Here is a 21,234-nt window from a genome sequence, read left to right as displayed (position 1 = left end):
CGCGCAGCCGGCACCGGGGCCGCGAAGACACCAGGATCACCTCGTGACGCGACGGGGAGACGACGGCAGCGGTGCTGTGGCGCACGGCCGGCCCCCTTCCCTCGTCACGTGATGGCGTTCGCCGCGAGTGTAGTGATCTGCCTGGTCACGAGGGAAATGATTTTCCGCGCGCAGGACTTTCCTGAACGTCACCATGCGGACGCCTGGCTGCCCCCGATGGGAGGCTCGCACGTCATTTCGGCATGTCGACATTGGCGCGAGGGGCTTTCAGGGAAGGACGCGCGCCCATGACAATCTCTGTTGACACCGGTCGCTACTCGGTCGGCATGGCCACCAGCGCCGCCGATGTGCAGGCCGCCCAGCGGCTGCGTTACACGGTCTTCGCCGAGGAGATGGGGGCGCGGCTCGACAGCCCGGTCTCCGGTCTCGACGCGGACCGGTTCGACGCCTACTGCGACCACCTTCTCGTACGCGACGGCGACGAGGTCGTCGGCACCTACCGGCTGCTGCCCCCGGGACGCACCGAGCAGCTCTACTCCGACTCCGAGTTCGACCTGTCCAGGCTGGCGCCGATCAGGAAGGGCCTGGTCGAGGCCGGTCGCACCTGCGTGCACCCCGACCACCGCGACGGCGCCGTGGTCGCCCTAATGTGGGCGGGGATCGCCAGGTACATGATCTCCGGCGGGCACCGGTGGCTGGCCGGCTGCTGCTCGGTGCCGCTCGACGACCGGGGCGCGCTGGCCGCGACCGTGGTGGACCAGGTCGCGCTCGGGCCCGAGGAGTACCGGGTGACGCCGCACACGCCGTGGCGCCCGGACGGCTCGCCGCGGCCCGACCGGTTCGTGCCGCCCGCGCTGCTGCGCGGCTACCTGCGGCTGGGTTCGTGGGTGTGCGGGGCCCCGGCGCACGACCGGGACTTCGGCACGGCCGACTTCTTCATGCTGCTGTCGATGGCCAACATCAACTCCCGCTACCTGCGGTTCTTCCTGGGCGAGCCACCCCTCGGTGAGCCCCTGTGAGCGCGGTGCTCCCGCCCGCCGACCTCCCCTGGGCGGGCCCGGTGCCGGCTCCCGCGGCCGTCGTACCCGTCAACCCCTGGCGCCCGGTGGGTCCCTGCACTCCTGAGGAGTGCGTCCAGGATTCGGCCGCCGCAGTGGGTCGCGTCGTGCGCGGCGCCAGGATCCTCGCGGCCGTCGTGATCGTGCTGGCGGGCGTGCCCGCGGCCCTGCTGTCGCGTACGTTCGCCAGCCGCCGCAGGCAGGCGGCGTTCACGAGGATGTGGGCGCGGGTGCTGCTGCGCGCGCTCGGCCTGCGGCTGGAGGTCGTCGGACCGCCGGACGCCGCCCTCGGGGACGCCGCCCTCGGGGATGCCGCCGCTCCCGGCGGGGCGGCCCCGGCGGTGGGCAGCCTGGTCGTGGCCAACCACGTCTCCTGGCTGGACCCCCTGGTCGTGGCCGCCACCCTGCCCGCCAGGCCGCTCGCCAAACAGGAGATCGCCGCCTGGCCGGTCGTCCGTACGCTGGTGTCGGGCGCGGGAGCCCTGTTCATCGACCGGGAGCGGCTCATGGAGCTGCCGTCCACCGTGGCCGCCGTGGCGCAGGCGCTCAGGGCGGGCGACTCGGTCGTGGCCTTCCCCGAGGGCACCACGTGGTGCGGGCGCGGGATGGGCGAGTTTCGCCCGGCCGTGTTCCAGGCGGCGGTCGACGCCGCCGCGGCCGTCCGCCCGATCACGTTGCGTTACCTGGAGGGCGCGGAACCCTCCACCAGGGCCTGCTTCGTGGGCGAGGACACCCTGCTCGCCTCCGTGCTCCGCGTGACAGCCACCCGTGACCTGGTCGTCGAGGTGACACTGCGGGCACCTCTCGACCATGCCGTCCGCGATGCCCCCGCGCCGCCCGGACCGTGGGCCCGGGCCGAATTGGCGAAGATGGCGGAAAGCCGTGTACGGCAGGGGGTGCCGGGTCATCACCGCCTCCCGTCGCGGGGAGTAGGCGTTTGATGCCGCCGTGACGATGGTAGGGGCGTAGTCAGCAGGGGATATGGAGATCGCCCCGCTATCGAGAGCCTTCCTCGCAGAAGGCGTGATTGGCGGTCTCCGCGGTTGTCGAGACCGCCAGATCGGGGGAACCCAATGCGCAAGACCCTCACCGGGCTGGGCCTGGCGTTCTTCTTGACGCTCGTCCCGGCCGCCACCGCGACGGCGGACACGCCGGTCGCGCCGGTCGCGCAGAGCCAGGTGACACCCGCGCCGCAGCAGAACGAGACCAGGCACGATGGCGGCGGCAACGCCGGCCTCTGGGGCCTGCTGGGCCTGCTGGGCCTGCTGGGCTTCGCGGGGATGCGCAAGCAGCGCAACCACGTGGGCACCGCGGAGCACATGCAGCACCGCAGCCGCCCGTAACAGAGGGTCGGCCCCCCGGTCAGCGGCCGGGGTGACGTCCACAAGCCCCGGCCCTCAGCCGGGGTGACGTCCACAAAGGTGACACGGCTGCCGCAAGGTCAGCCGTGTCACACAGTGGCGCAAACCAGGCCATATCGATTAGGTTAGGCTCACCTTGCTAAAGTAAGCCTTACCAACCGAGGAGCCGTACGTGCCGCGCACGCTCGCCTTAGTGGCACTTGTCCTGATCACCCTCGTGGGCTGCGGCTCCACCGCCCCCGCACCACCGGCGGCCACCCAGGCGACCACCTCGGGAGCCCTCGGCGCCTTCCCCGCCACGATCCCCCACAAGTACGGCAGCACCACCGTCACGGCCGCCCCCAAGCGCGTCGTCACCGTCGGCCTGCTGGAACAGGACTCCCTGCTCGCCCTCGGCATCGTGCCGGTGGCGACCACGGAGTGGTTCGGCGGGTACCCGGGCGCCATCGGCCCCTGGGCCGAGGACCGCCTCGGCGGCGCCCCCGTACCCCAGGTGCTCAAGGACACCGGCAGCGGCCCCCAACTGGAGAAGATCGCCGCGCTCAAGCCCGACCTGATCCTCGGCATGTACTCCGGCCTCACGAAGGAGCAGTACGACACGCTGTCGAAGATCGCGCCGACCGTGGCCCAGCCGAAGGAGTACATCGACTACGGCATCCCGTGGGAGGAGCTCACCAAGAAGGTCGGCGTCGCCGTCGGCAAGCCCGCCGAGGCCGAGAAGCTGGTCGAGCAGGTCGAGGCCCGCTTCGCCACGGTGCAGAAGGAGCACCCCGAGTTCAAGGGCGCGACCGGCCTCATGGCCACCCTGTACGAGGGCTACTTCGTCTTCGGCAGCCAGGACCCGCGCTCCCGCCTGCTCAGCTCGCTCGGCTTCCAGCTCCCCTCCGGCCTCGACGACGCCATCGGCGACAAGTTCGGCGCGAACGTCAGCCGGGAACGGCTCGACCTGCTCGACACCGGAGTGGTCGTCTGGAGCGTGCCCGACGAGGCCAAGGGACAGGCCACGCTGCACGGTGACACCGTCTACAAGGAACTCGGCGTGGTGAAGGAGGGCAGGGAGGTCTACCTGCCGGAGAACACCACGCAGAGCAACGCGGTCGTGCTCCTCACCGTGCTCAGCCTCCCGTACGTGCTCGACACCCTGGTCCCGCGCCTGGCCGCGGCGGTGGACGGCGACACCGCGACCAAGACCTCGTGAGGGCCCTCGCCGCCGCGTCCGCCGCGCTGCTCGCGGTGTGCCTGCTGTCGCTCTGCCTCGGCGCCCGCGCCATCCCGCTCGACCAGGTGGCGGGCGCGCTGGCCGGGACCGTGACCGACCGCGACACCCTCGACGTCATCTGGTCGGTACGGGTCCCGCGCACGCTGATCGGCGTGCTGGCCGGGGCGGCGCTCGGCCTGTCCGGCGCCCTCATGCAGGCGCTCACCCGCAACCCGCTGGCCGACCCTGGAGTGCTGGGCGTCAGCGCCGGGGCCGCGTTCGCGGTCGTGCTGGCCATCGGCGTGGCGGGGGTGGCGGCCCCGGGCGGGTTCGTGTGGTTCGCGTTCGCGGGCGCGCTGGTGGCCAGCCTGGTCGTGTACGGGCTGGCCGGGCTCGGGCGTGACGGGATGACGCCGGTCAAGCTGGCGTTGGCCGGAGTCGCGGTGACGTTCATGCTCAGCTCGGTGACCAGCGCGTTCGTGCTGGTGGACCCGGAGTCGCTGAGCAGGTTCCGGTTCTGGTCGGCGGGGTCGCTGTCGGGCGCGGGCGGCCAGGTGCTGCCGCAGCTCCTGCCGTTCGTGGCGGCGGGGACCGCTCTCGCGCTCGCCTCCGGTCCCGCGCTCAACAGCCTGGCGCTCGGCGACGACGTGGCCAGAGGGCTGGGCCGCCGCGTCGGCCTGGTACGCCTCCAAGGGGCGGCGGCCGTGATGCTGCTGACCGGCTCCGCCGTGGCCGCCATCGGGCCCGTGGTCTTCGTCGGCCTCGTGGTCCCGTACGCGGCGCGGGCCCTGGCCGGGCGCGGCGGCTCGGAGGCCGACCACCGGCTGCTGCTGCCGCTCGCGGCACTGCTCGGGCCGTGCCTGCTGCTGGTGGCCGACGTGGTGGGGCGGATGGTGGCGCCGCCGATCGAGGTGCAGGCAGGGCTGCTGGTGGCGTTCGTCGGCGGCCCGTTCTTCGTCGTGCTGGCCCGCCGTCGGCGGCTGGCGGAGTTGTGAGTCGCATGAACCAGACCGTCACCTTCCGGCTGTCGGCCCCGCCGGTCTCCGGCGTGCTGCGCCCCCGTCTCGTCCTGGTCTCCCTGGCCGCCGCCGCGGTCGCGTTCCTCGCCTTCTGCCTGGGCATCGGGCTCGGTGAGGTACGGCTGGGGCTGGGGGAGGTCGTCCAGTCGCTGGTGGGCGCCGGCGACCAGGGAACGGCCTTCGTCGTACGGGAGCTGCGCCTGCCCAGGGCGTTGACGGGCCTGCTGGCCGGCGCCGCGTTCGGCCTGTCGGGCGCGCTGTTCCAGGCGATGACCCGCAACCCGCTGGCCAGCCCCGACATGATCGGCGTCACCCAGGGGGCCGGAGTCGCGGTGGTGGCCGGGATCGTGCTGGGGGTCGGCTCCGGGCTCCAGTTCCTGGGCTTCGCCGGGGCCGTGGCGGCGGCGCTGGTGACGTACCTGCTGGCGTGGCGGCGCGGCGCGAGCGGCGGCCGTTTCGTGCTGGTGGGCATCGGGCTGTCGTGGATGTGCACGAGCGCCACCGAGTTCCTCATGGTCACCAGCGACGACTTCCAGGCTCAGCAGGCCCTCGGCTGGCTGTTCGGCAACCTCAACGGCCGCACCTGGGATCACGTGACACCGTTGGCCGTCGCTCTGGTGCTGCTGGTCCCAATCGCCCTCCTGCTCGGCCGCTGGACCCGCGCGCTCCAGCTCGGCGACGAGGTGGCGACCGTGCTCGGGGCCCCGGTGCGGGCCGCCCGGCTGGCGCTGCTGATGGCGGGCGTGGGGCTGGTGGCGTTCGGCACGGCGGCTGCTGGCCCGGTGGCCTTCGTGGCGCTGGCCGCTCCCCAGATCGCGCAGCGCCTGGCGCGTACGGCCGGGCCGCCGCCGCTGGCCTCCGGCCTGGTGGGGGCGTTCATCGTGCTGAGCGCGGACCTGATCGCGCGGCTGCTGATCCCGGACGTGGAGCTGCCGGTCGGCGTGGTCACCGGCGCCCTGGGGGCGCCCCTGCTGCTGTGGCTGCTGGCACGGGGCCGCCGCCGCTAGGCGCAGGGGGTCACACCGCGTGCCCGAGGCGGAAGAGGCCGTCCTGGCCGCAGGCGCGCTCGACCCGCCGCAGCCGGTCGAGGTCAGTGCGGCGACCGTCACGTGGTCCTGGGCGGGGTCAGGTGACGGGCACGATCTCCGCGCGGGTCAGGGTGCCCCGTTCGATGGTGAGCAGGCCCAGCGTGCCGTGCGGCTGGCGGCGGCGGTCGGTGGGGGAGCCGGGGTTGAAGATCCGCAGGCCCTCGCCCGACTCGTCCAGCGGGATGTGGGAGTGACCGAAGACGACCAGGTCGGCGTCAGGGAAGCGGCGCCGCAGGCGGGCCAGGCGCCCCTTGGCCGGGCCGCTGTCGTGGATCATGCCGATCCGCAGCCCGTCGAGGGTCAGCTCCAGGGTCTCCGGCGCCGCCACGTCGGGGCCGTCGTTGTTGCCCTTCACCACGTGGACGGGCGCGTACGCGGCCAGCTCGGCCAGCACGGAGGGCACGCACACGTCGCCCGCGTGCAGGATGGCGTCCGCGCCGCGCAGGTGCTCGGCCACCCGGGGCGGGCACGAACGCCAGCGCCGGGGCGCGTGCGTGTCGGACAGCACGACAACCTTCACCCCCTCAGCCCTGCCCACCACCGGACGGCCCATCCCCGCAGGTCGCGTCCCCGGGCCACCGGCATGCGGCGCGTACGGCGCGGGTCGCCACGCCGCGACCGCGGGCCCGCGGGTCGACCGAGAAGCCGATCTCGGCCGTGCCGTCCTCCCGCAGGCCCAGGCCGACGCGGCCGAGGCGCTCATGGGCGGTGGAGTCCTCGGCGAGGAACTCCTGCCGCCGCCCGTCCGGACGGCCGCCGACGGCCAGCTCCTCGACGAAGTACGCGGCGTGCTCGCGCAGGTAGGGCGTGGGCACGTCGACGAAGTGGCGCAGCGCCGGGTCCTGGGACACCTCGTACACCCACGGGATGTCGCCGGAGGTGAACGGGCGCAGGGTCAGCGGGCCCGCGTCGATCACGAGTACAGCTCCTCCAGCCAGGTACGCCCCACGTCAGCGCTCCTTCACGGGCTCGCTCGCGGGCCCTTTCCCGGGTCCTCTCGCGGGCCCTTTCACGGCGGGGTGCACTGCCACGACCAGCCGGTGGTCACGCCCGCCCGCGGCGGCTTCGTCATGATATTTGCTGATCAACGCGGTCACGCATCGCGTCAGCTCCTCCGCGAACGCCGCCCGGTCCGCCGCCGAGGCGAAGCGTACCTCGCCGTCGATCGCGAACGTGGCCACCCGCTTGCGCGCCTTCGCCGCCCCCGTGACCAGGGCCCCGACATCGCGTACGAGCTGCGCCGCCAGCGCAAGCAGCCACCGCGCCGACAGCCGGTCGGGGGACCTGGCGGGATCGGGCTGCACGGCGGCCAGCGCGGTCGGGGAGATCACGAAGGAGGCGGCGGTGGCCCGCATGACGCGCTCGGTCACGTTGCCCTTCCTGCGCTCCTCGACCAGTTCCACCAGGCCGTGCCTCTCCAGCGTGCGCAGGTGGTAGTTGACCTTCTGCCGGGCCAGGCCGACCTTGGCCGCCAGCGACGTCGCCGAGCCCGGCTCCACCAGCTCGGCCAGCAGCTTCGACCGCATGGGGTCGAGGGACGCCTCGGCCGCGGCCGGGTCCTCGATCACCGCCACTTCGTCCATGGGCGAACGATCCCACCGAAAAAATCTTTGTCAAAACAGTCTGGTTGCTCGGTGCTCCAGGTACCGCTGCTCCGGCAGGCTCGTGGTCAACCGCGCCGCCTCCCGGTACGCCTCGACCGCGGCCGCCGCGTCGCCGTCCATCTCCAGCAGGTGCGCACGTACGGCCGCCAGCCGGTGGTGCCGCGCCATGCGCTCGTCGGCCGCCAGGTCGTCGAGCAGGCCGAGCCCGGCCCGCGGCCCGCGTACCATCGCCACGGCCACCGCGTGGTTGAGCCTGACCATCGGGTTGTCCTCGACGCCCATCAGCAGGTCGTACAGGGCCAGGACCTGCGGCCAGTCGGTCTCCCCGGCGCTGGGCGCCTCGTCGTGCACGGCCGCGATGGCCGCCTGGAGCTGGTAGGGGCCGACGGCCGTGGTGGACAGGGCCTTGGTGACCAGCTCCACGCCCTCCTGGACGAGGCGGTGGTCCCACAGGCCCCGGTCCTGCTCGGCCAGCGGGATCAGCCCGCCGCCCGGGCCGGTACGGGCGGCCTTGCGCGCCTCGGTGAGCAGCATGAGCGCCAGCAGCCCCGTCACCTCGCCGTCGCCGGGCAGCAGCCGGTGCACGGCCCTGGCCAGCCGGATCGCCTCGGCCGTCAGGTCTGCCCTGAGCAGCTCGGGCCCGGAGGTCGCGGTGTAGCCCTCGTTGAAGATCAGGTACAGGACGTGCAGCACCACCCGCAACCGGTCGGCCCGCTCGCCCTCCGGCGGCATCCGGAACTCCAGCCCGCTGGACCTGATGCGCTGCTTGGCCCGGCTGATGCGCTGCGCCATCGTCGCCTCCGGCACCAGGAACGCGCTGGCGATCTGCGCCGTCGTCAGCCCGCCCACGGCCCGCAGCGTGAGCGCGAGCTGGGACGCCTGCGACAACGACGGATGGCAGCACAGGAACAGCAGCGTCAGCGTGTCGTCCTGGTCCACCGGCCGTTCCTCGCCGGGTGCCGGGACCACGGACTCGTCGGCGGGCGCGCCGGCCGCCACGCTCTCCTCCCGGCGGCGGCGGGCGTGCTCGCTGCGCATGTGGTCGATGACCCGGCGGGAGGCGACGGTGATCAGCCAGGCCCGCGGGTTGTCCGGCAGGCCCTGCTCCGGCCACTGCACGGAGGCGTCCAGCAGCGCCTCCTGGACGGCGTCCTCGCACGTGTCGAACTGCTCGTAACGGCGTACGAGCGTGCCGAGGACCTGTGGCGCCAGCTCGCGCAGCAGGCGCTCGACGTCGTGGGCCCGCTCACCCTGCAGCACGTCGTTCACGGACCTCATCCTAGGGCCCGTGGGAGTGCGGCCACCCGGAAAAACCCAGCTCACAACCCACATGCCAGGCACTCCAGCGATCCGGGGCCGCGTCACAGGCCGGAGCGCCGAAGCGGTCAGGTCCTGAGGCGGGCCGACGGGGCGGCGGCCGTCTTCGGGCGGCCCACCCTGGCCACGTGCAGGAGCGTACGGGGGTCCGCCACGCCCAGCCGTGCCGCCAGCTCCCGCCGGGTCGGCGCGCAGTCGATGATCTGGCTGAGCGGATGCGTGGTGTAGCCAAGCGCCGACAGCCGCAGCCAGTGACGCATCAGCAGGCGTCCCGTCTCCACCTCACCGTCCGCCGGGCCGACCAGCACCAGCACGTCCCCGTCGTAGTCCAGCAGCCCGCGCGAGGCCCCGGCCAGCGCGCGGGGCAGCCCCAGCCGCCGCAGCGCCGGGTAGAGCGCGAGCGAGGCCCGCAGGCCCAGCGTCTGCGCCCTGGTCAGGGCCAGGGCCCGGTCGCTGAGCCCGTCGAGGAGGTAGCGGCGGTGCCGCCGGGTCAGCCGCAGCCAGTCGCGCAGCTCCCGCGTCACCTCCCTGTCCCCGAACTGGTGCAGGTCCGCGGCGTGCAGCAGGTCGGCCAGGTCGCGGCAGGGCAGCCGCCGGGTCCCCTCCAGCGTGGCGGCCAGCTCCTCCGGCAGCCGTCCCGCGTGGTATTCGCCGCGGTTGACGCCCCTCGCCCGCACGTCCGCCGTCGTGAAGGGCGTCTCGTACGGCCGCCCGGCCGCGTACAGGAAGCCCACCCGCTGCGGGCCGGGGTCGGGGCGGAAGGCGACGCCGAGGCCCGCGTCCGCGCACACGATGAGGCAGCACTCCACGAACGCCCCCAGGCTGAGCCGCAGGTCGCGGCCCGTGGGGTCGCTGATGGGCAGGGCCCTGGCCGGGTCCCAGCCGACGGCCGCCTCGTCCCCGGCGTAGGTGAGCGTCCACGGCTGGGTGTTGTGCGCGCTCGGCGCGCGCCAGAAGTCGGGCTCGAGCGCCCGCAGCTCTCTCACGGCAGTTCCCTGTCGTAGAACGTGTAGCCGTGCAGCGGGCGGCCGCCCATGGCGAGGTACTGGGCGGCCGAGCCGGGGTTGGTCCGCTCCACGTACGTGCTGCGCAGCGTGTGGTAGCCGCCCCGCCGCAGCCCGTCGTGCAGTTCGCGGGAGAGCAGGCGCATGTAGCCGCGTCCCTGCTCGTCCGGGACCGTGCCCTTGACGACGAGCACGGCCTCGCGGCGGTAGCGGGAGCGGGTGGCCAGGAGGCGGAGCTGGTGCAGCGGGTGCAGGTTCCCGCGGACCCTCGCCACGAACGCCGAGATGTCGGGCAGGCACAGCACGAACGCGATGGGCCGCCCCGCCTTGGTCAGGTACAGCAGCAGCGCCTCGTCCAGCAGGTGCGCCAGCCCGTCCGTCTGGGCCGCGAGCTGCTCGGCCGAGATCTCGGTGTAGTAGCCGAGCCGCGCGAAACTGGCGTTGAGCATGCCCCGCAGGATCGGCAGTTGCTCCTTCACCCGCCGCCGGTCGCCCCGGTGCACCTCCAGCTCCTCGGCCGCGATGCGCCCGTCGTCGAAGGTGAAGACCGGTTCGTCCGGCACCGGGCAGATCCAGGTGTCGGACTCGAAGCGGCGGCCGAAGCCGTACGCCTCGTACGCGGCCGGACAGTACGGATGGTTCCACGCGCTGTCGATGAACCCCCGCTCGCCGAACCCGGAGGTGATGACCCCGCCCGCCTGGTTGGGGAGCAGCGACACGGGCCCGAAGGCCGCCTTCCTGCCGTCGCGCGCCCCCGCCGCGCAGATCGCGTCGAACAGCTCCTCCGCCGCCTCCTCGGCGAACTCCGTCAGCCCGAACAACTGGGTCTCGCGGCCGAGCCTGGCGTCGAGCGCGGCGTCGGTGTGCAGCGTGGTCCTGCCGACCACCCGGCCGCCGCGCCGCAGCAGGAACATCGGCACGCCCCGCCGGTGCCAGGCGCGTACGGCGGCGTGCAGCGGCGGCACGAACCGTTCCCCGCCCGCTCCAGTCTCACGCGGATAGAGGCGGTCGGTCAGGGCGAGGAACTCCCGCAGGTCGCGGGCGGTCTCCACCCGCCGCAGGCCCGACGGGCTCACGTGCGCCTCACCCGCGGCCCCTCGCCCTCCTCCGTGGACAGCGGCGTGAACGTCTCGATGTGCGCCATCGGCCCGCCCTCGGCCCGCCACACGCCGTTGCTGTAGCCCTCGGGCTCGGCGTGGTAGAGCCGGATGTAGCCGCCGGTCGCGTTCCTGGTGCCGTCGGTGACCCACCGCATGAGCCGGCGGTGGTGGCGGCTGCGGGCGAAGCGCAGCAGCGCGTCGCGGTCCTCGAAGAAGGCCAGCGTGCCCAGCGTGTACGGGAACTCCCAGTAGACCTTGTGCCAGCGGTATCCGCGCATGCGCTTCATGTCGCGCACCATGCGGAACCACGTCAGCGTGAGCGTGAGAATCGACAATGGCCCGCGGTAGCGGGTCGCCCCGACGAACATCGCCGTCGCCTGCCCCTGCGGGGGCGCCTTGCTGAAGTCGGTGGTCCTCATGAGTGCCTATGCGTCCTTCACCAGGTAGACGTTCTTCGTCTTCGTCATGCTCGCGAACGGCCCCTCGCCCGGCCCGAACACCTTGATCCGCAGGTCGGCGGCCGTCGGGTCCTCCTTGAGCGACTCGGCGAAGTCGCGCGAGACGGCGCTCAGATGGGCCACGACACCCTTGCGGCAGATCGCCGCCAGCTCCCGCGCGTCGACGTCGCCGCGCACCTCGAGGTTGATCACCGGCCGGTACTCCAGGCCCGGCAGCTCCTCCAGCGACAGGCAGAAGCGGTTGATCGCGGCGGCGTACGGGTTGGCCTGGTAGAGGCCGTACTCGACGTCCTGCGGGTAGAGGTTGGCCCCCATGTAGGAGATCGTCGAGTCCTTCCTGCCGTACAGGAACAGCAGCGGCAGGCTCATCCGCTCGTCGGTCCACATGCGCTCGTAGCCGTCGTCGCCGAGCGCCCGCCTGACCTCGGCGAGGGTGTGTAGGCGGGCCTCGTCGCCGATGTTGTAGCGCAGCTTGGGCTGCAGGCAGTTCTTGGAGTTGATGGTGCACAGCAGCTCGCCGCCGGCGTTCACCTCCAGGAACGTCTCCAGCGGGTTGTAGTGGAAGATCATCGGTAGTCGCTGCTCGCCCGGCCCGAGCAGGCGGTCGCGCAACTCCCGGTCGGTGGCGAGGCGCTTGCGCAGCCGTACGCTGAACCCGCTCTCCGCCCCCATCCCGATCGTCAGGTCGCTGGCGCCGTAGCCGGAGCGGACCTCCTCGAAGCGCTCCTCCAGGTAGTCGCGCAGCGCCTCCGTCATGCCCTCGCCGCCGACCATGCCGCGGATGCGGTAGTCCGCCCACGGGAAGCCCGCCTCGTCGAGGCGGTCGCGCAGGTGCTTGAGGAACGGCGGGTACGCCGCCACCACGTAGTCGTAGCCCGGCCCGAAGTGCTCCAGCGTGTCGGCGATCTTCTCCAGGTCGGGGCCGGTGTTCTTGACCATCGCGACGCGGGCCATGGCGGTGCCGGTGGTGGTGCCGGTGGCCCACGCGCCCATCGAATACGCGTTGATCACGAACAGCCGCCTGCCAGGGAAGACCAGCTCGATGTACCCGGCGGCGTTGCGGTAGATGCCCTTCAGCTCGCGCGGCCCGCGTACCCAGTTGTACGGCTTGCCGCTCGACCCCGACGACTCGTCCACGATCACGCCGGGCCGGTGCAGTCTGCCCTCCTGGCAGCGGCTGGCCTCGTCGTACACGGCGGCGTAGCTCTGCTTGGCCGTCTCGGGGAAGTCGGTCAGGCGGCGGGCGTGCTCGGCGCCGCGCGTACGCAGGAAGTGCCGGTAGGCGGGCACGTCCACGGCCGCGAACTGGCAGGCCACCCGGGCGTGCCGGGCGGCCACCCGGTCGAGCGCGGGGTGGTAGCCGCGGGCGACCAGCCGCCAGATGGCGGGATGCAGGGCGCCCAGCCGGTACGCGCCGGTCAGCATCCAGGAGTACGCCTGGAGCCGGGCCCGTCGCCAGCGCTGGCGGGGGGTGAGCGGCCCGAGAACGGGGCTGAGACGGGTCATGACGGGTGACACTAGTGGGATTGAATAAAGAATGGCTTTATATCCGCTTTCACGGATAAGGCGGGAGTTGCGATCTTCCTGTGGTCCGGGCGTCAACGCGGCACGTCCTCTTCCGCGTTTCCCCCTACCGTGGGTGCGGAACCACGAGGAGGACTTGGTGATCGAACTGTCATGGCCGCAGGTCAGCGCGAGGCGGCTGGAACGCGCCGGGCTGGGCGCACGACCGGCGGGACCGGCGGAAGCCGCGGGCCCCGCCGAGACGGTCGCCGCCATGTGCGGGGCGCACGCCCAGGTGATGTCGGCCGGCGAGGCGTCCGTCGGACTGCGGCTCGACGGCGTCACCAGGACCGGCGTGCGGCGGGCCCTCTGGGAGGAGGGCAGCCTGGTCAAGACGTACGGGCCGCGCGGCACCGTGCACCTGCTGCCGTCCAGCGACGTGCCGATGTGGGTGGCCGCGCTGTCGACGGTGCCCGCCACGCACCGGGTCGCCTCCCCGGAGATCAGGATGACCGCCGAGCAGAGCGAACAGGTGGTGGCCGCCATCCGGGACGTGCTGGCCGGGGCAGAGCTGACGATCGACGAGCTGAGCGACGCGGTCGTCGCCGCCACCGGGCCGTGGGCGGGCGACCTGGTCATGCCCGCCTTCCAGGGCATGTGGCCGCGCTGGCGGCAGGTGATGCACCTGGCGGCGCACCGGGGAGCGTTCGTCTTCGGGGCCGGTCGCGGGCGCAAGGTCACCTACACGGCCTCGCCCGCCGCCGCGTCCGCGCCGTACGCGGGTGACGGGGCGGGCGATCTGGTCAGGAACTACCTGCGCGCGTACGGGCCCGCCACGCCCGCGCACTTCGCCCAGTGGGCGGGCGGGCCGGTGACCTGGGCGGCCCAGGCGTTCAAGCGGGTGGAGCTGGAGGAGGTGCGGCTGGAGGGGCAGCCGGCGTGGGTGCTCGCGGGTGACACGGAGGTGCCCGGGGAGCCGCCGCGAGGGGTGCGGCTGCTGCCGTACTTCGACGCGTACGTGGTGGCCGGGCGGCCCCGCGAGCTGCTCTACCCGGGTGCCGCGGCGGGGCGGGCGCTGGCCGGCGGGCAGGCGGGGAACTTCCCCGTGCTGCTCGTGGACGGCGAGGTGGCCGGCGTCTGGCACCAGCGGCGTTCCGGGAAGCGGATGGACGTCACGGTCGAGCCGCTGCGCGACCTCACCGCGGCCCAGTCGCGGGAGCTGGAGGAGCAGGTGGAGCGGGTGGGCGCGGTGATGGAGGCCACGCCGCGCCTGACGATCGGAACGGTCACCGTGGGGGCACATGCCTGATTGCTCCCTATCGCGGTGCATAATAGGGAGCGATATGGAGCAATACACCGTGGAACAGGTGGCCGGACTCCTGGGCCTGCACGTCAAGACCGTGCGCAACTACGTACGCGACGGGCGGCTGCCCGCCGTGCGCGTCGGCAAGCGCTACCTGATCGCCAAGGAGGACCTGGCGGCCTTCACCGGGCTGCCGGTCGCCGGGCCCGATCGTCCCCGCCGCGCCGAGGTGTCCGCGATCGCGCAGGTCGACGGCGTCTCCCGGAGCGAGATGGACCGGGTCAGCACGATGGTCCTGGGCTCGCTGTCCGGCCGGTCGAGCGGGCTGCGGGTGGAGTTCGCGTACGACGCGGAGCGCGAGCACCTCAAGATCATCGTGCTCGGCGGGCTGGAGGAGACCGCCCAGGTCCTGCGGATCATCGACGCCCTGGTGCGGCCGTGACCTGTTCCCCGGTCATCGACGTCTGGAGATCGCGAATGCCCGACATCCACTGGTACGACCAGCACGGCGAGCCCCTGCGGGAGACCCGCGACGTGCTCGACCTCATCGGCGAGGCATGGTCGCAGAAGGCCGCGTGGGTGGCCGTGCCCGCCGACCGGCTGCCCGGCGGGTTCTTCACGCTGAGCACCGGCGTGGCGGGCGAGATCGCGCAGAAGTTCGTCAACTACGGGATCGGGCTGGCCATCGTCGGCGACGTCGCCCACCACGCCGAGGGCAGCTCCGCGCTGCGCGCCTGGATGCTCGAATGCAACCGCGGCCGGCACATCTGGTTCGTGGCCGACCCGGCGGAGCTGACCGCCCGCCTGGAGTAGCGCTCTATCCGGCCGTGACCGCCGCCTCGATGCCGTCGAGCAGCAGGGCCAGGCCCGTCGAGAACGTCTCGCTGACCCGGTGCTCCGTGTATGACCCGGCCTCACCGGGCTCGTCGTCGGCCGACTCCACCCACGACACCATGGGGTAGCGGGCGGCGAACCCGGGCGCCACCTCCTCCAGCAGGTGCGAGCGCGCCTGCCACCACTCCTCGTCCGACACCCCGGTCGCCGACGGGGCCAGCCGCGACTCCGCGACCGTCGTGGCCGCGCCCCGGACGAAGTCGAACAGCAGCGCCACCATCCCGCGCACCCCGCGCGGCCCCGCCCCGGTGCCGCGCAGGATCGCCACCAGGCTCTCCAGCACGGCGAACTCGTTGGGCCCCAGCACCGGCCGCGCCTGCGACACCTGCAGCACCCACGGGTGCCGCAGGTAGAAGGCCAGCGTCTGCTCGGCCCACGACGCCACGGCCGGCCGCCAGCCCTTGCTCACGTCGTGGTCGCGGGGCAGCTCGGCCAGGGCCCGGTCGTACATGAGATCGACCAGCTCGCCCTTGCTCGGCACGTAGGTGTAGAGCGACATGCCCGTGCGGCCCAGCCGCTCGCCGACCCTGCGCATGGACAGCGCCGCCATGCCCTCGCCGTCGGCCACCGCGATGGCGGCGTCGACGATCGCGTCGACGCTCAGCCCAGGTTTGGGGCCCGGCCGCACCTCGCCCGGCTCGCCGTTGCGCCACAGCAGCGCCATCGACCGTCGCGCATCACCCTGGCCAGCGAAGACGACCAACGCGGAACTCCCCGTGCCGGACAATTCTTTGCGGAACAAGGCTATCAGCGGCTGAGGGCTCGATCGGCGATCGGCCCGGATCCGCGGGCGCGTGCCGGGGCGGGCCGGAAACGCGCCGGTCCCGGCACCCCACTGGGGCACCGGGACAGGACTGCGGCAAGGGGCTAGCCCAAGAGGCCGCCCGCGCCCGGGCGGTAGCCGTGGCCGATCCAGTTGCCGTTGCCGCTGGTGGGCCAGTTGCCCCGCTCCCACTTCCGCCACTCGTCCCCCCAGCCGTGGTGGTGGTGCCCGTGGTGGTGCCCGTCGTGGTGCCCGTCGTGGTGGTGCCCATCTTGATGGTGCCCGTCGTGATGGTGGTGCCCATCGTGGTGGTGGCCCCAGCGCCAGGCGTCGCCGTGCTTGCAGCCGTCGGCGTCGCGGGTGCCGGCGAAGACGCCGTGATCGGTGACGTGGTGATAGGTGACGTCCTCGTTCACACCGAGGCCGCAGTGACGCGGGTAGGTGTGGTTCCAGTCGGTCCAGATGTCGGCGGCCGCAGTGCCGGTTGTCCCGGACAGCGCGGCCGCGGTGAGCAGCGCACCGCCGGCGGCGATGAGGGTCCTTCTCATGATCTCCCCCTGTAATCACGAAGTGACATCGGCCATCACTATACGTAGCGATCTTGTGGTAAAGATGCAGCGCCACGTCCGCTTTCGCCCAACAGGGGGCCGTTGAGCAGCAAACTCGGAGGTGTCACCGGTCGAGGCCCTACGCCCGGACCGGCCGCAATGACTGCCTTGCCCCACCGGCGAACGGGACGCCCCGGCAGGCGCCGGTCTCAGGGATTTCCGGGAAGGAGCACCTCCGCGCCCACGGGGACGTACCCGGCCGCGAGGAACGCGCGTACGCTGGCCGCGTTGCCCGGCGCGATCTGCGCCCACACCGGCTCGGGGACCAGGTGCCTGGCGGCCCCGGCCAGCAGCCGGCCCAGACCTCGCCCGCGGTGCTCCGGCTCGACCTCGACCGCCGCCTCCCACCGGCCCGCCACGCCGCGCCCCAGCGCCAGCAGGCCGCCGTCCGCGGTCGTCCACACGCGTACGCCGTCGCGGTGGCGGTGGGCCCGCTCCACCCGGGGGTGCTCGCCATCGGTGATCTCGTCCAGCGCGACAGGCGGCGGGCCGGGCAGCGGCCCCGCCAGGCCGAGCAGGTCGAGGTCGCCGATGCCGCGGCCGGTCCGGCGGGCCAGCGCCTGGAGGAACGGCGGCGACAACGGCGCGGACAGGTCGCCGGGCGGGATCAGGCCGCGGATCCAGCCGGGCTCCACGTCGGCGAAGACCACCGCGTGGGCGGTGAAGGAGAGCACGCCCACGTCGCGGGGCGAGGGCTGGGGGACGACCGTCAGGCCCCCGTCCGACTCGGGGAAGCGTCCGCTCTGGGCGTCGGAGATCAGCTCTGCGAGGGGGCGCACGGTCAGCCCCGCAGCGCGCGTACGGCGGCGAGGTAGGCGTGGATGGCGTCCCGGTTGCGCGACAGGCACTCGACGCGCTGCTGGATGCGGGCCGCCTCCGCCTCCAGGAGGCCGGCCAGCTCGGGGGTGAGGCACTGGGGATCGAGGTGGATCGCGTCCGTCCGGTCCAGGAACGGCAGGATCCGGCGGATGATCTCCGTGGTGAGACCGGAGTCGAGCAGCCCTCGGATCTGCTGTACCCGGTAGACCGCCGACTCGGGATACTGGCGGTAGCCGTTGTCGGCGCGCTCGGGGTGGAGGAGGTCCTGCTCCTCGTAGTAGCGCAGCATGCGGGTGGGCACGCCGGTGCGTTCGGAGAGCTGTCCGATCCTCATGCCGCCGCCGTTCTGCCGCCGCCGTTCCCGGCCGGCCTCGCGCGGGCGTCCGGCCGGGCTTGCCTTCACACTGATGTGAAAGTTTGAGCATGGTCGCATGTCTGATGTGGTGATCGCCAGTGCCACCGGTACGCGCCGGATGCCCTGGGCGGGGTTGCTGGCGTTGTTCGCGGCGGCCTTCACGGCGGTGATGACCGAACTGCTGCCCGCCGGGCTGCTGCCGCAGATCGCGGGCGCGCTGGGCGTGCCGGAGGGGCGGGCCGGGTTCCTGGTGACGGCGTACGCGGTGGCGTCGTTCCTGTCGGCGGTCCCCGTGACGGCGCTGCTGCGCGGGTTCGACCGGCGGCCGGTGCTGATCGGGGCGCTGGCCGGGTTCGCCGTGCTCAACGGGGTGACCGCCGTCTCGTCGTCCTACGCGGTGACCTTCGGGGCGCGGGTGCTGGCCGGGGTCATGGGCGGGGTGCTGTGGGCCATGCTCGTCGGGTACGCGGCCCGGATGGTGCCCGTCGAGCGGCGCGGGCGGGCGATCGCCATCGTGTCGGCGGGGATCACCGTGGCGCTGTGCGCGGGCATCCCGGCGGGGGCGGCGCTGGCGTCGGTGTCCGGGTGGCGTGCGGCGTTCTGGCTGCTGGCCGTGGTGGCCGTCGTACTGATCGGGTGGGTGCTCTGGCGGGTGCCGAACTTCCCCGGCGAGCGGGCGGGGGCGCGGATGCCGTTGCGGCGGGTGCTGCTCGTGCCCGGGGCGCGTACGGTCCTCGGGGTGACGTTGCTGGTGCTGGTGGGGCACCAGGCGGTCTACACGTATCTGGCGCCGTTCGTGGCGGCGTCCGGGGGCGGGCGGGCGAGCGTGGTGCTGCTGGTGTTCGGCGTGGGCACGGTGGCGGGGATCTGGGTGGTCGGGGCGGTGATCGACCGCTTCCCCCGGGGGACGCTGCTGCTGGCGCTGGGCGTCGTGGCGGGCGCGATGGCGGTGCTGGGCGTGCTCGGCGGGTTCGCGGTGCCGGTCGCGGCGGCGGCGTGGGGGGTGGCGTTCGGGGGAGTGCCGACGTTGTTGCAGAGCGCGCTGGTGAACGTGGCGGGGGCGGGGAACGCGGACGTGGCGACGTCCTTGCAGACGACCGTGTACAACGCGGGCATCGCGGCGGGGTCGCTTGCCGGTGGGGTGGTGCTGGAGGGCGCGGGGGCAGGGGCGCTGCCGTGGACGGCGTTCCCGCTGGTGGCGGTGGCTCTCGCGGTCGCGGTGGCGGCGCGCCGCCACGCCTTCCCCGGCTCGCCGCCGGCCCCGGGACAGCGGCCGGTGCCCGACCTGCCCTGAGCGGCGCCGGGCGCGCGGCCGTCTCTTCCGGAGGCCGCCTCAGGAGTGGGCGCCTCAGGAATGGGCGGTGGTGTGGCTCCGCTGGGGAGCGGCGCTCAGGGAGTCGCCGCCACGGGAGGCGCGGTACTGCAGGTGACCCGCCCACAGCGCGCCGAGCAGGCCGACGGCGCCCAGGGCGGCGCCGACCCAGGCCACGGAGGCGTAGCCGAGGCCCGCGCCGATGGTCAGGCCGCCGAGGGCGGGCGCGAGGGTGTTGCCGACGTTGAAGGCGGAGGTGTTTCCAGCGCCGACGAGGGTCGGGGCGCCGGGCGCGACGACGAAGACGCGCGACTGCAGGATCGGATTGGTGACGTAGCCGGCCACGCCGAGCACGAACACCAGGACGACGGTGGCGACGGTGTTCTCGGCGAGGACGGCGAGCAGCGCGGAGGCCACGACGAGGACGCCGGTGCCGAGGACGAGGGTGCGGATGGGGTACTCCTGCGCGACCCTGCCCCCGATCGCCATGCCCGCGAGGCCGCCGGCGCCGAACAGCGCGAGCAGGACGGGCACCCAGCCGTCGGCCAGGCCGGTCACGTCCGTGAGGAGGGAGGCCAGGTAGCTGAAGGTGACGATCACGGAACCGAAGGCGAACCCGGTGATCGCGTAGGACAGCCACAGTTGGGGGCGGGCCATGGCGCGCAGCTCGGCGCGGACGGTCCTGGGCTCCTCGGCGGCGCCGTGTCCGGCGGGGATGGCGAACAGCGAGCAGACGAGGCTGATCAGGGTGAGGACGGCGACGGCCCAGAACGCGGCCCGCCACCCGGCGAACTGGCTCAGCACGGTGCCCGCGGGCACGCCGACGATGGTGGCGAGGGTGAGACCGCCGGCGACCACGGCGACGGCCTTGCCCTTGGCGTCCGCGGGAACGAGGGAGACGGCGACCGCGACGGCGACGGCCCAGAACCCGGCGTAGGCGAAGGCGCTCACCACGCGGGTGGCGAAGAGCAGCCCGTAGCCGGGGGCCAGGGCGCCGACGACGTGGGCGGCGATGAACACGGCCTGCAGCCCGGCCAGGGCGGTGCGCCTGGGCCAGCTCAGGGTGGCCACGGCGAGCAGGGGAGCGCCGACGACCATGCCGATGGCGAAGGCGGAGATGAGCAGCCCGGCGTCCGGGATGGACACGCCCAGGTCGTGGGCCAGGCCGGGCAGCAGGCCGGAGAGCATGAACTCCGAGGTGCCCTGGGTGAAGATTCCCAGGCCGAGGATGTAGACGGCGAGGGGCATGGACGCGCCTCCAGATGATGTGGGTGAGCAGCGGCTTTCCGAGCCGCCGGAGCGAGGCTAACATGTTTTGAAGTAGTCGCTCCAAAACGCCCCCACGTTTTTGTGCGATCGCTTCAAAACGTCTACAGTGCAGCCATGGCGAGGCCCAGGAAGTTCGACGAGACGCGCGCCGTGACCGCGGCGATGAACGCGTTCTGGCGGCAGGGCTACGAAGCGACGTCCACCCGCGACCTGACCGACCGCACCGGCCTGGGGCCCTCCAGCCTGTACAACACCTTCGGCGACAAGCGGCAGTTGTACCTGCGCGCCCTGCGCCGCTACTACGAGACCAACACGGGCGAGCAGACCGTCCTGCTGGCCGAGCCGGGCCCCGCCAAGGACCGGCTGCGCGCGTGGATGGTGCAGGCGATCGACGTCGACCTGTCAGACCCCGAGACCGCCGGGTGCTTCGTGCTCAACGCCATGGTCGAGAAGGCCGACCAGGACCCCGACATCAAGCAGGAGGTCCGGCGCCACGTCACCACCATCGAGCACGCGCTGCGCGAGACCGTGGCCCGCGGGCAGCGCGCCGGAGAGTTCGGCCCGGAGCGCGACCCGGCCGCGGTCGCCCGTCAGGTGCTCAGCGCCTACTACGGGCTGCGCCTGCTGACCCGGGTGTACGACGACCGCCAGGCCCTGCTCGACGTGGTCGACGGCACCCTGAACGCCTTGTAGGGCCGCCCGCGACGCCCTTCAGGGCCACCCGCGATGCCTTGCCGGGTCACCCGCGACGGCTTCAGGGCGCCCGCGACGCTTTGCAGGGCCACCCGCGCGCAGCCGATAGCATGAGTTGAGTGCGCAACCCGCCCTATATCTGTGCCCTCGACGCCGCGATGGACGTCGTCGGGGGCAAGTGGAAAGCACTGATCCTCTGGGCGCTCGACGTGCGCATCCACCGCTTCGGCGAGTTACGCAGAAACCTGCCGGGCGTCAGCGAGAAGGTGCTCGCCCAGCAGTTGCGCGAGCTGGAGGCCGACGGGATCGTCGAGCGGACCGTCTACGAGGAGACGCCGCCCCGGGTCGAATACTCCCTGACCGTCGAGGGCGCCGCCCTCTACGAGGCGCTCGGCGCCCTGGGCCGCTGGGGCACCGACCGCATGCGCAAACTCGACCTCGTCCCCACCCACGGCCAGGAGTGACCCCGCCCCCGGCCCGGGTCCGGAGGGGGACCCGGGCCGAGGCG

25 protein-coding genes are annotated in these 21,234 nt (G+C 73.0%); 12 read left to right on the top strand and 13 right to left on the bottom strand.

Annotated features, from left to right (window positions below):
* Positions 1-287 precede the first annotated feature (287 nt).
* The 6 genes from ABD844_RS48405 to ABD844_RS48380 all read left to right on the top strand — a co-directional run bounded on the left by ABD844_RS48405 (position 288) and on the right by ABD844_RS48380 (position 5,643).
* Positions 288-1,019 (top strand): GNAT family N-acetyltransferase, encoded by a 732-nt coding sequence (locus tag ABD844_RS48405; RefSeq protein ID WP_344895354.1) that lies wholly within the window; start codon positions 288-290, stop codon positions 1,017-1,019.
* Positions 1,016-1,999, top strand: coding sequence for a lysophospholipid acyltransferase family protein (locus ABD844_RS48400; protein ID WP_344895351.1), 984 nt, complete (start codon positions 1,016-1,018; stop codon positions 1,997-1,999). The genes ABD844_RS48405 and ABD844_RS48400 overlap by 4 nt, the downstream gene beginning before the upstream one ends.
* 132 nt (positions 2,000-2,131) lie before the next feature.
* Entirely contained in the window at positions 2,132-2,401 is a 270-nt protein-coding gene (locus tag ABD844_RS48395) for a WGxxGxxG family protein (RefSeq protein ID WP_344895348.1), read from the top strand.
* A 211-nt stretch (positions 2,402-2,612) separates the two neighbouring features.
* Positions 2,613-3,617, top strand: a complete 1,005-nt coding sequence (locus ABD844_RS48390; protein ID WP_344895345.1) for an iron-siderophore ABC transporter substrate-binding protein — start codon at positions 2,613-2,615, stop codon at positions 3,615-3,617.
* Positions 3,614-4,612: a FecCD family ABC transporter permease gene (locus tag ABD844_RS48385; protein WP_344895342.1), complete on the top strand. Its 999-nt coding sequence runs from the start codon at positions 3,614-3,616 to the stop codon at positions 4,610-4,612. The genes ABD844_RS48390 and ABD844_RS48385 overlap by 4 nt, the downstream gene beginning before the upstream one ends.
* A gap of 5 nt (positions 4,613-4,617) precedes the next feature.
* The gene (locus ABD844_RS48380; RefSeq protein WP_344895338.1) at positions 4,618-5,643 is read left to right on the top strand and encodes a FecCD family ABC transporter permease; all 1,026 of its coding nucleotides are present in this window, start codon (positions 4,618-4,620) and stop codon (positions 5,641-5,643) included.
* A 118-nt stretch (positions 5,644-5,761) separates the two neighbouring features.
* On the opposite strand, the gene ABD844_RS48375 is transcribed toward ABD844_RS48380, so the two are convergent.
* From ABD844_RS48375 to ABD844_RS48340, 8 genes are all read right to left on the bottom strand, one after another.
* Complete coding sequence (locus ABD844_RS48375) at positions 5,762-6,244, bottom strand: metallophosphoesterase family protein (RefSeq protein ID WP_344895335.1); 483 nt, start codon at positions 6,242-6,244, stop codon at positions 5,762-5,764.
* 4 nt (positions 6,245-6,248) lie between these two features.
* Positions 6,249-6,641, bottom strand: a complete 393-nt coding sequence (locus tag ABD844_RS48370) for a GNAT family N-acetyltransferase (protein WP_344895332.1) — start codon at positions 6,639-6,641, stop codon at positions 6,249-6,251.
* Between the two features lie 33 nt (positions 6,642-6,674).
* Complete coding sequence (locus tag ABD844_RS48365) at positions 6,675-7,307, bottom strand: ArsR/SmtB family transcription factor (RefSeq protein WP_344895329.1); 633 nt, start codon at positions 7,305-7,307, stop codon at positions 6,675-6,677.
* A 30-nt stretch (positions 7,308-7,337) separates the two neighbouring features.
* Positions 7,338-8,597, bottom strand: coding sequence for an RNA polymerase sigma factor (locus ABD844_RS48360; protein ID WP_344895325.1), 1,260 nt, complete (start codon positions 8,595-8,597; stop codon positions 7,338-7,340).
* Between the two features lie 116 nt (positions 8,598-8,713).
* Positions 8,714-9,631, bottom strand: a complete 918-nt coding sequence (locus ABD844_RS48355) for a nitroreductase family protein (RefSeq protein WP_344895322.1) — start codon at positions 9,629-9,631, stop codon at positions 8,714-8,716.
* Positions 9,628-10,725: a hypothetical protein gene (locus ABD844_RS48350; protein WP_344895319.1), complete on the bottom strand. Its 1,098-nt coding sequence runs from the start codon at positions 10,723-10,725 to the stop codon at positions 9,628-9,630. The genes ABD844_RS48355 and ABD844_RS48350 overlap by 4 nt, the downstream gene beginning before the upstream one ends.
* Complete coding sequence (locus ABD844_RS48345) at positions 10,722-11,168, bottom strand: DUF4188 domain-containing protein (protein WP_344895316.1); 447 nt, start codon at positions 11,166-11,168, stop codon at positions 10,722-10,724. Before ABD844_RS48345 ends, ABD844_RS48350 begins: the two co-directional genes overlap by 4 nt.
* A gap of 6 nt (positions 11,169-11,174) precedes the next feature.
* Positions 11,175-12,713 (bottom strand): phenylacetate--CoA ligase family protein, encoded by a 1,539-nt coding sequence (locus ABD844_RS48340; RefSeq protein ID WP_344895313.1) that lies wholly within the window; start codon positions 12,711-12,713, stop codon positions 11,175-11,177.
* 157 nt (positions 12,714-12,870) lie between these two features.
* On the opposite strand from ABD844_RS48340, the gene ABD844_RS48335 reads away from it, so the two are divergent.
* From ABD844_RS48335 to ABD844_RS48325, 3 genes are read left to right on the top strand one after another with little or no spacing between them, the layout of a single operon-like run.
* The gene (locus tag ABD844_RS48335) at positions 12,871-14,019 is read left to right on the top strand and encodes a winged helix DNA-binding domain-containing protein (RefSeq protein WP_344895310.1); all 1,149 of its coding nucleotides are present in this window, start codon (positions 12,871-12,873) and stop codon (positions 14,017-14,019) included.
* Between the two features lie 34 nt (positions 14,020-14,053).
* Positions 14,054-14,455: a helix-turn-helix domain-containing protein gene (locus tag ABD844_RS48330; RefSeq protein ID WP_344895307.1), complete on the top strand. Its 402-nt coding sequence runs from the start codon at positions 14,054-14,056 to the stop codon at positions 14,453-14,455.
* A 35-nt stretch (positions 14,456-14,490) separates the two neighbouring features.
* On the top strand, positions 14,491-14,826 hold the full coding sequence (locus ABD844_RS48325; RefSeq protein ID WP_344895304.1) for a DUF4180 domain-containing protein: 336 nt from the start codon (positions 14,491-14,493) through the stop codon (positions 14,824-14,826).
* Between the two features lie 4 nt (positions 14,827-14,830).
* On the opposite strand, the gene ABD844_RS48320 is transcribed toward ABD844_RS48325, so the two are convergent.
* The 4 genes from ABD844_RS48320 to ABD844_RS48305 form a co-directional block, all read right to left on the bottom strand.
* On the bottom strand, positions 14,831-15,610 hold the full coding sequence (locus ABD844_RS48320; RefSeq protein WP_344895301.1) for a TetR/AcrR family transcriptional regulator C-terminal domain-containing protein: 780 nt from the start codon (positions 15,608-15,610) through the stop codon (positions 14,831-14,833).
* A 164-nt stretch (positions 15,611-15,774) separates the two neighbouring features.
* On the bottom strand, positions 15,775-16,218 hold the full coding sequence (locus tag ABD844_RS48315; RefSeq protein WP_344895298.1) for a hypothetical protein: 444 nt from the start codon (positions 16,216-16,218) through the stop codon (positions 15,775-15,777).
* A 209-nt stretch (positions 16,219-16,427) separates the two neighbouring features.
* A complete protein-coding gene (locus tag ABD844_RS48310) occupies positions 16,428-17,057 on the bottom strand; it encodes a GNAT family N-acetyltransferase (protein WP_344895295.1) in 630 nt (209 codons plus the stop codon).
* 2 nt (positions 17,058-17,059) lie between these two features.
* On the bottom strand, positions 17,060-17,500 hold the full coding sequence (locus ABD844_RS48305) for a MerR family transcriptional regulator (protein WP_344895292.1): 441 nt from the start codon (positions 17,498-17,500) through the stop codon (positions 17,060-17,062).
* A gap of 28 nt (positions 17,501-17,528) precedes the next feature.
* Here ABD844_RS48305 and ABD844_RS48300 point away from each other — a divergent pair, with 28 nt between their 5' ends.
* Positions 17,529-18,746, top strand: coding sequence for an MFS transporter (locus ABD844_RS48300; RefSeq protein WP_344895289.1), 1,218 nt, complete (start codon positions 17,529-17,531; stop codon positions 18,744-18,746).
* A 54-nt stretch (positions 18,747-18,800) separates the two neighbouring features.
* On the opposite strand, the gene ABD844_RS48295 is transcribed toward ABD844_RS48300, so the two are convergent.
* Entirely contained in the window at positions 18,801-20,012 is a 1,212-nt protein-coding gene (locus ABD844_RS48295; RefSeq protein WP_344895285.1) for a Cmx/CmrA family chloramphenicol efflux MFS transporter, read from the bottom strand.
* Between the two features lie 135 nt (positions 20,013-20,147).
* Between ABD844_RS48295 and ABD844_RS48290 the strand changes: the two genes are divergently transcribed.
* Positions 20,148-20,726: a TetR/AcrR family transcriptional regulator gene (locus ABD844_RS48290; RefSeq protein ID WP_344895282.1), complete on the top strand. Its 579-nt coding sequence runs from the start codon at positions 20,148-20,150 to the stop codon at positions 20,724-20,726.
* Positions 20,727-20,845: 119 nt separating this feature from the next.
* A complete protein-coding gene (locus tag ABD844_RS48285) occupies positions 20,846-21,190 on the top strand; it encodes a winged helix-turn-helix transcriptional regulator (protein WP_344895279.1) in 345 nt (114 codons plus the stop codon).
* Positions 21,191-21,234: the final 44 nt, after the last annotated feature.

The sequence above is a fragment of the Nonomuraea antimicrobica genome (assembly GCF_039536965.1).
Classification (GTDB): Bacteria; Actinomycetota; Actinomycetes; order Streptosporangiales; family Streptosporangiaceae; genus Nonomuraea; species Nonomuraea antimicrobica.
The sequence above is the reverse complement of the archived record's forward strand: the minus strand, read 5'-3'. Positions and strand labels throughout refer to the sequence as shown.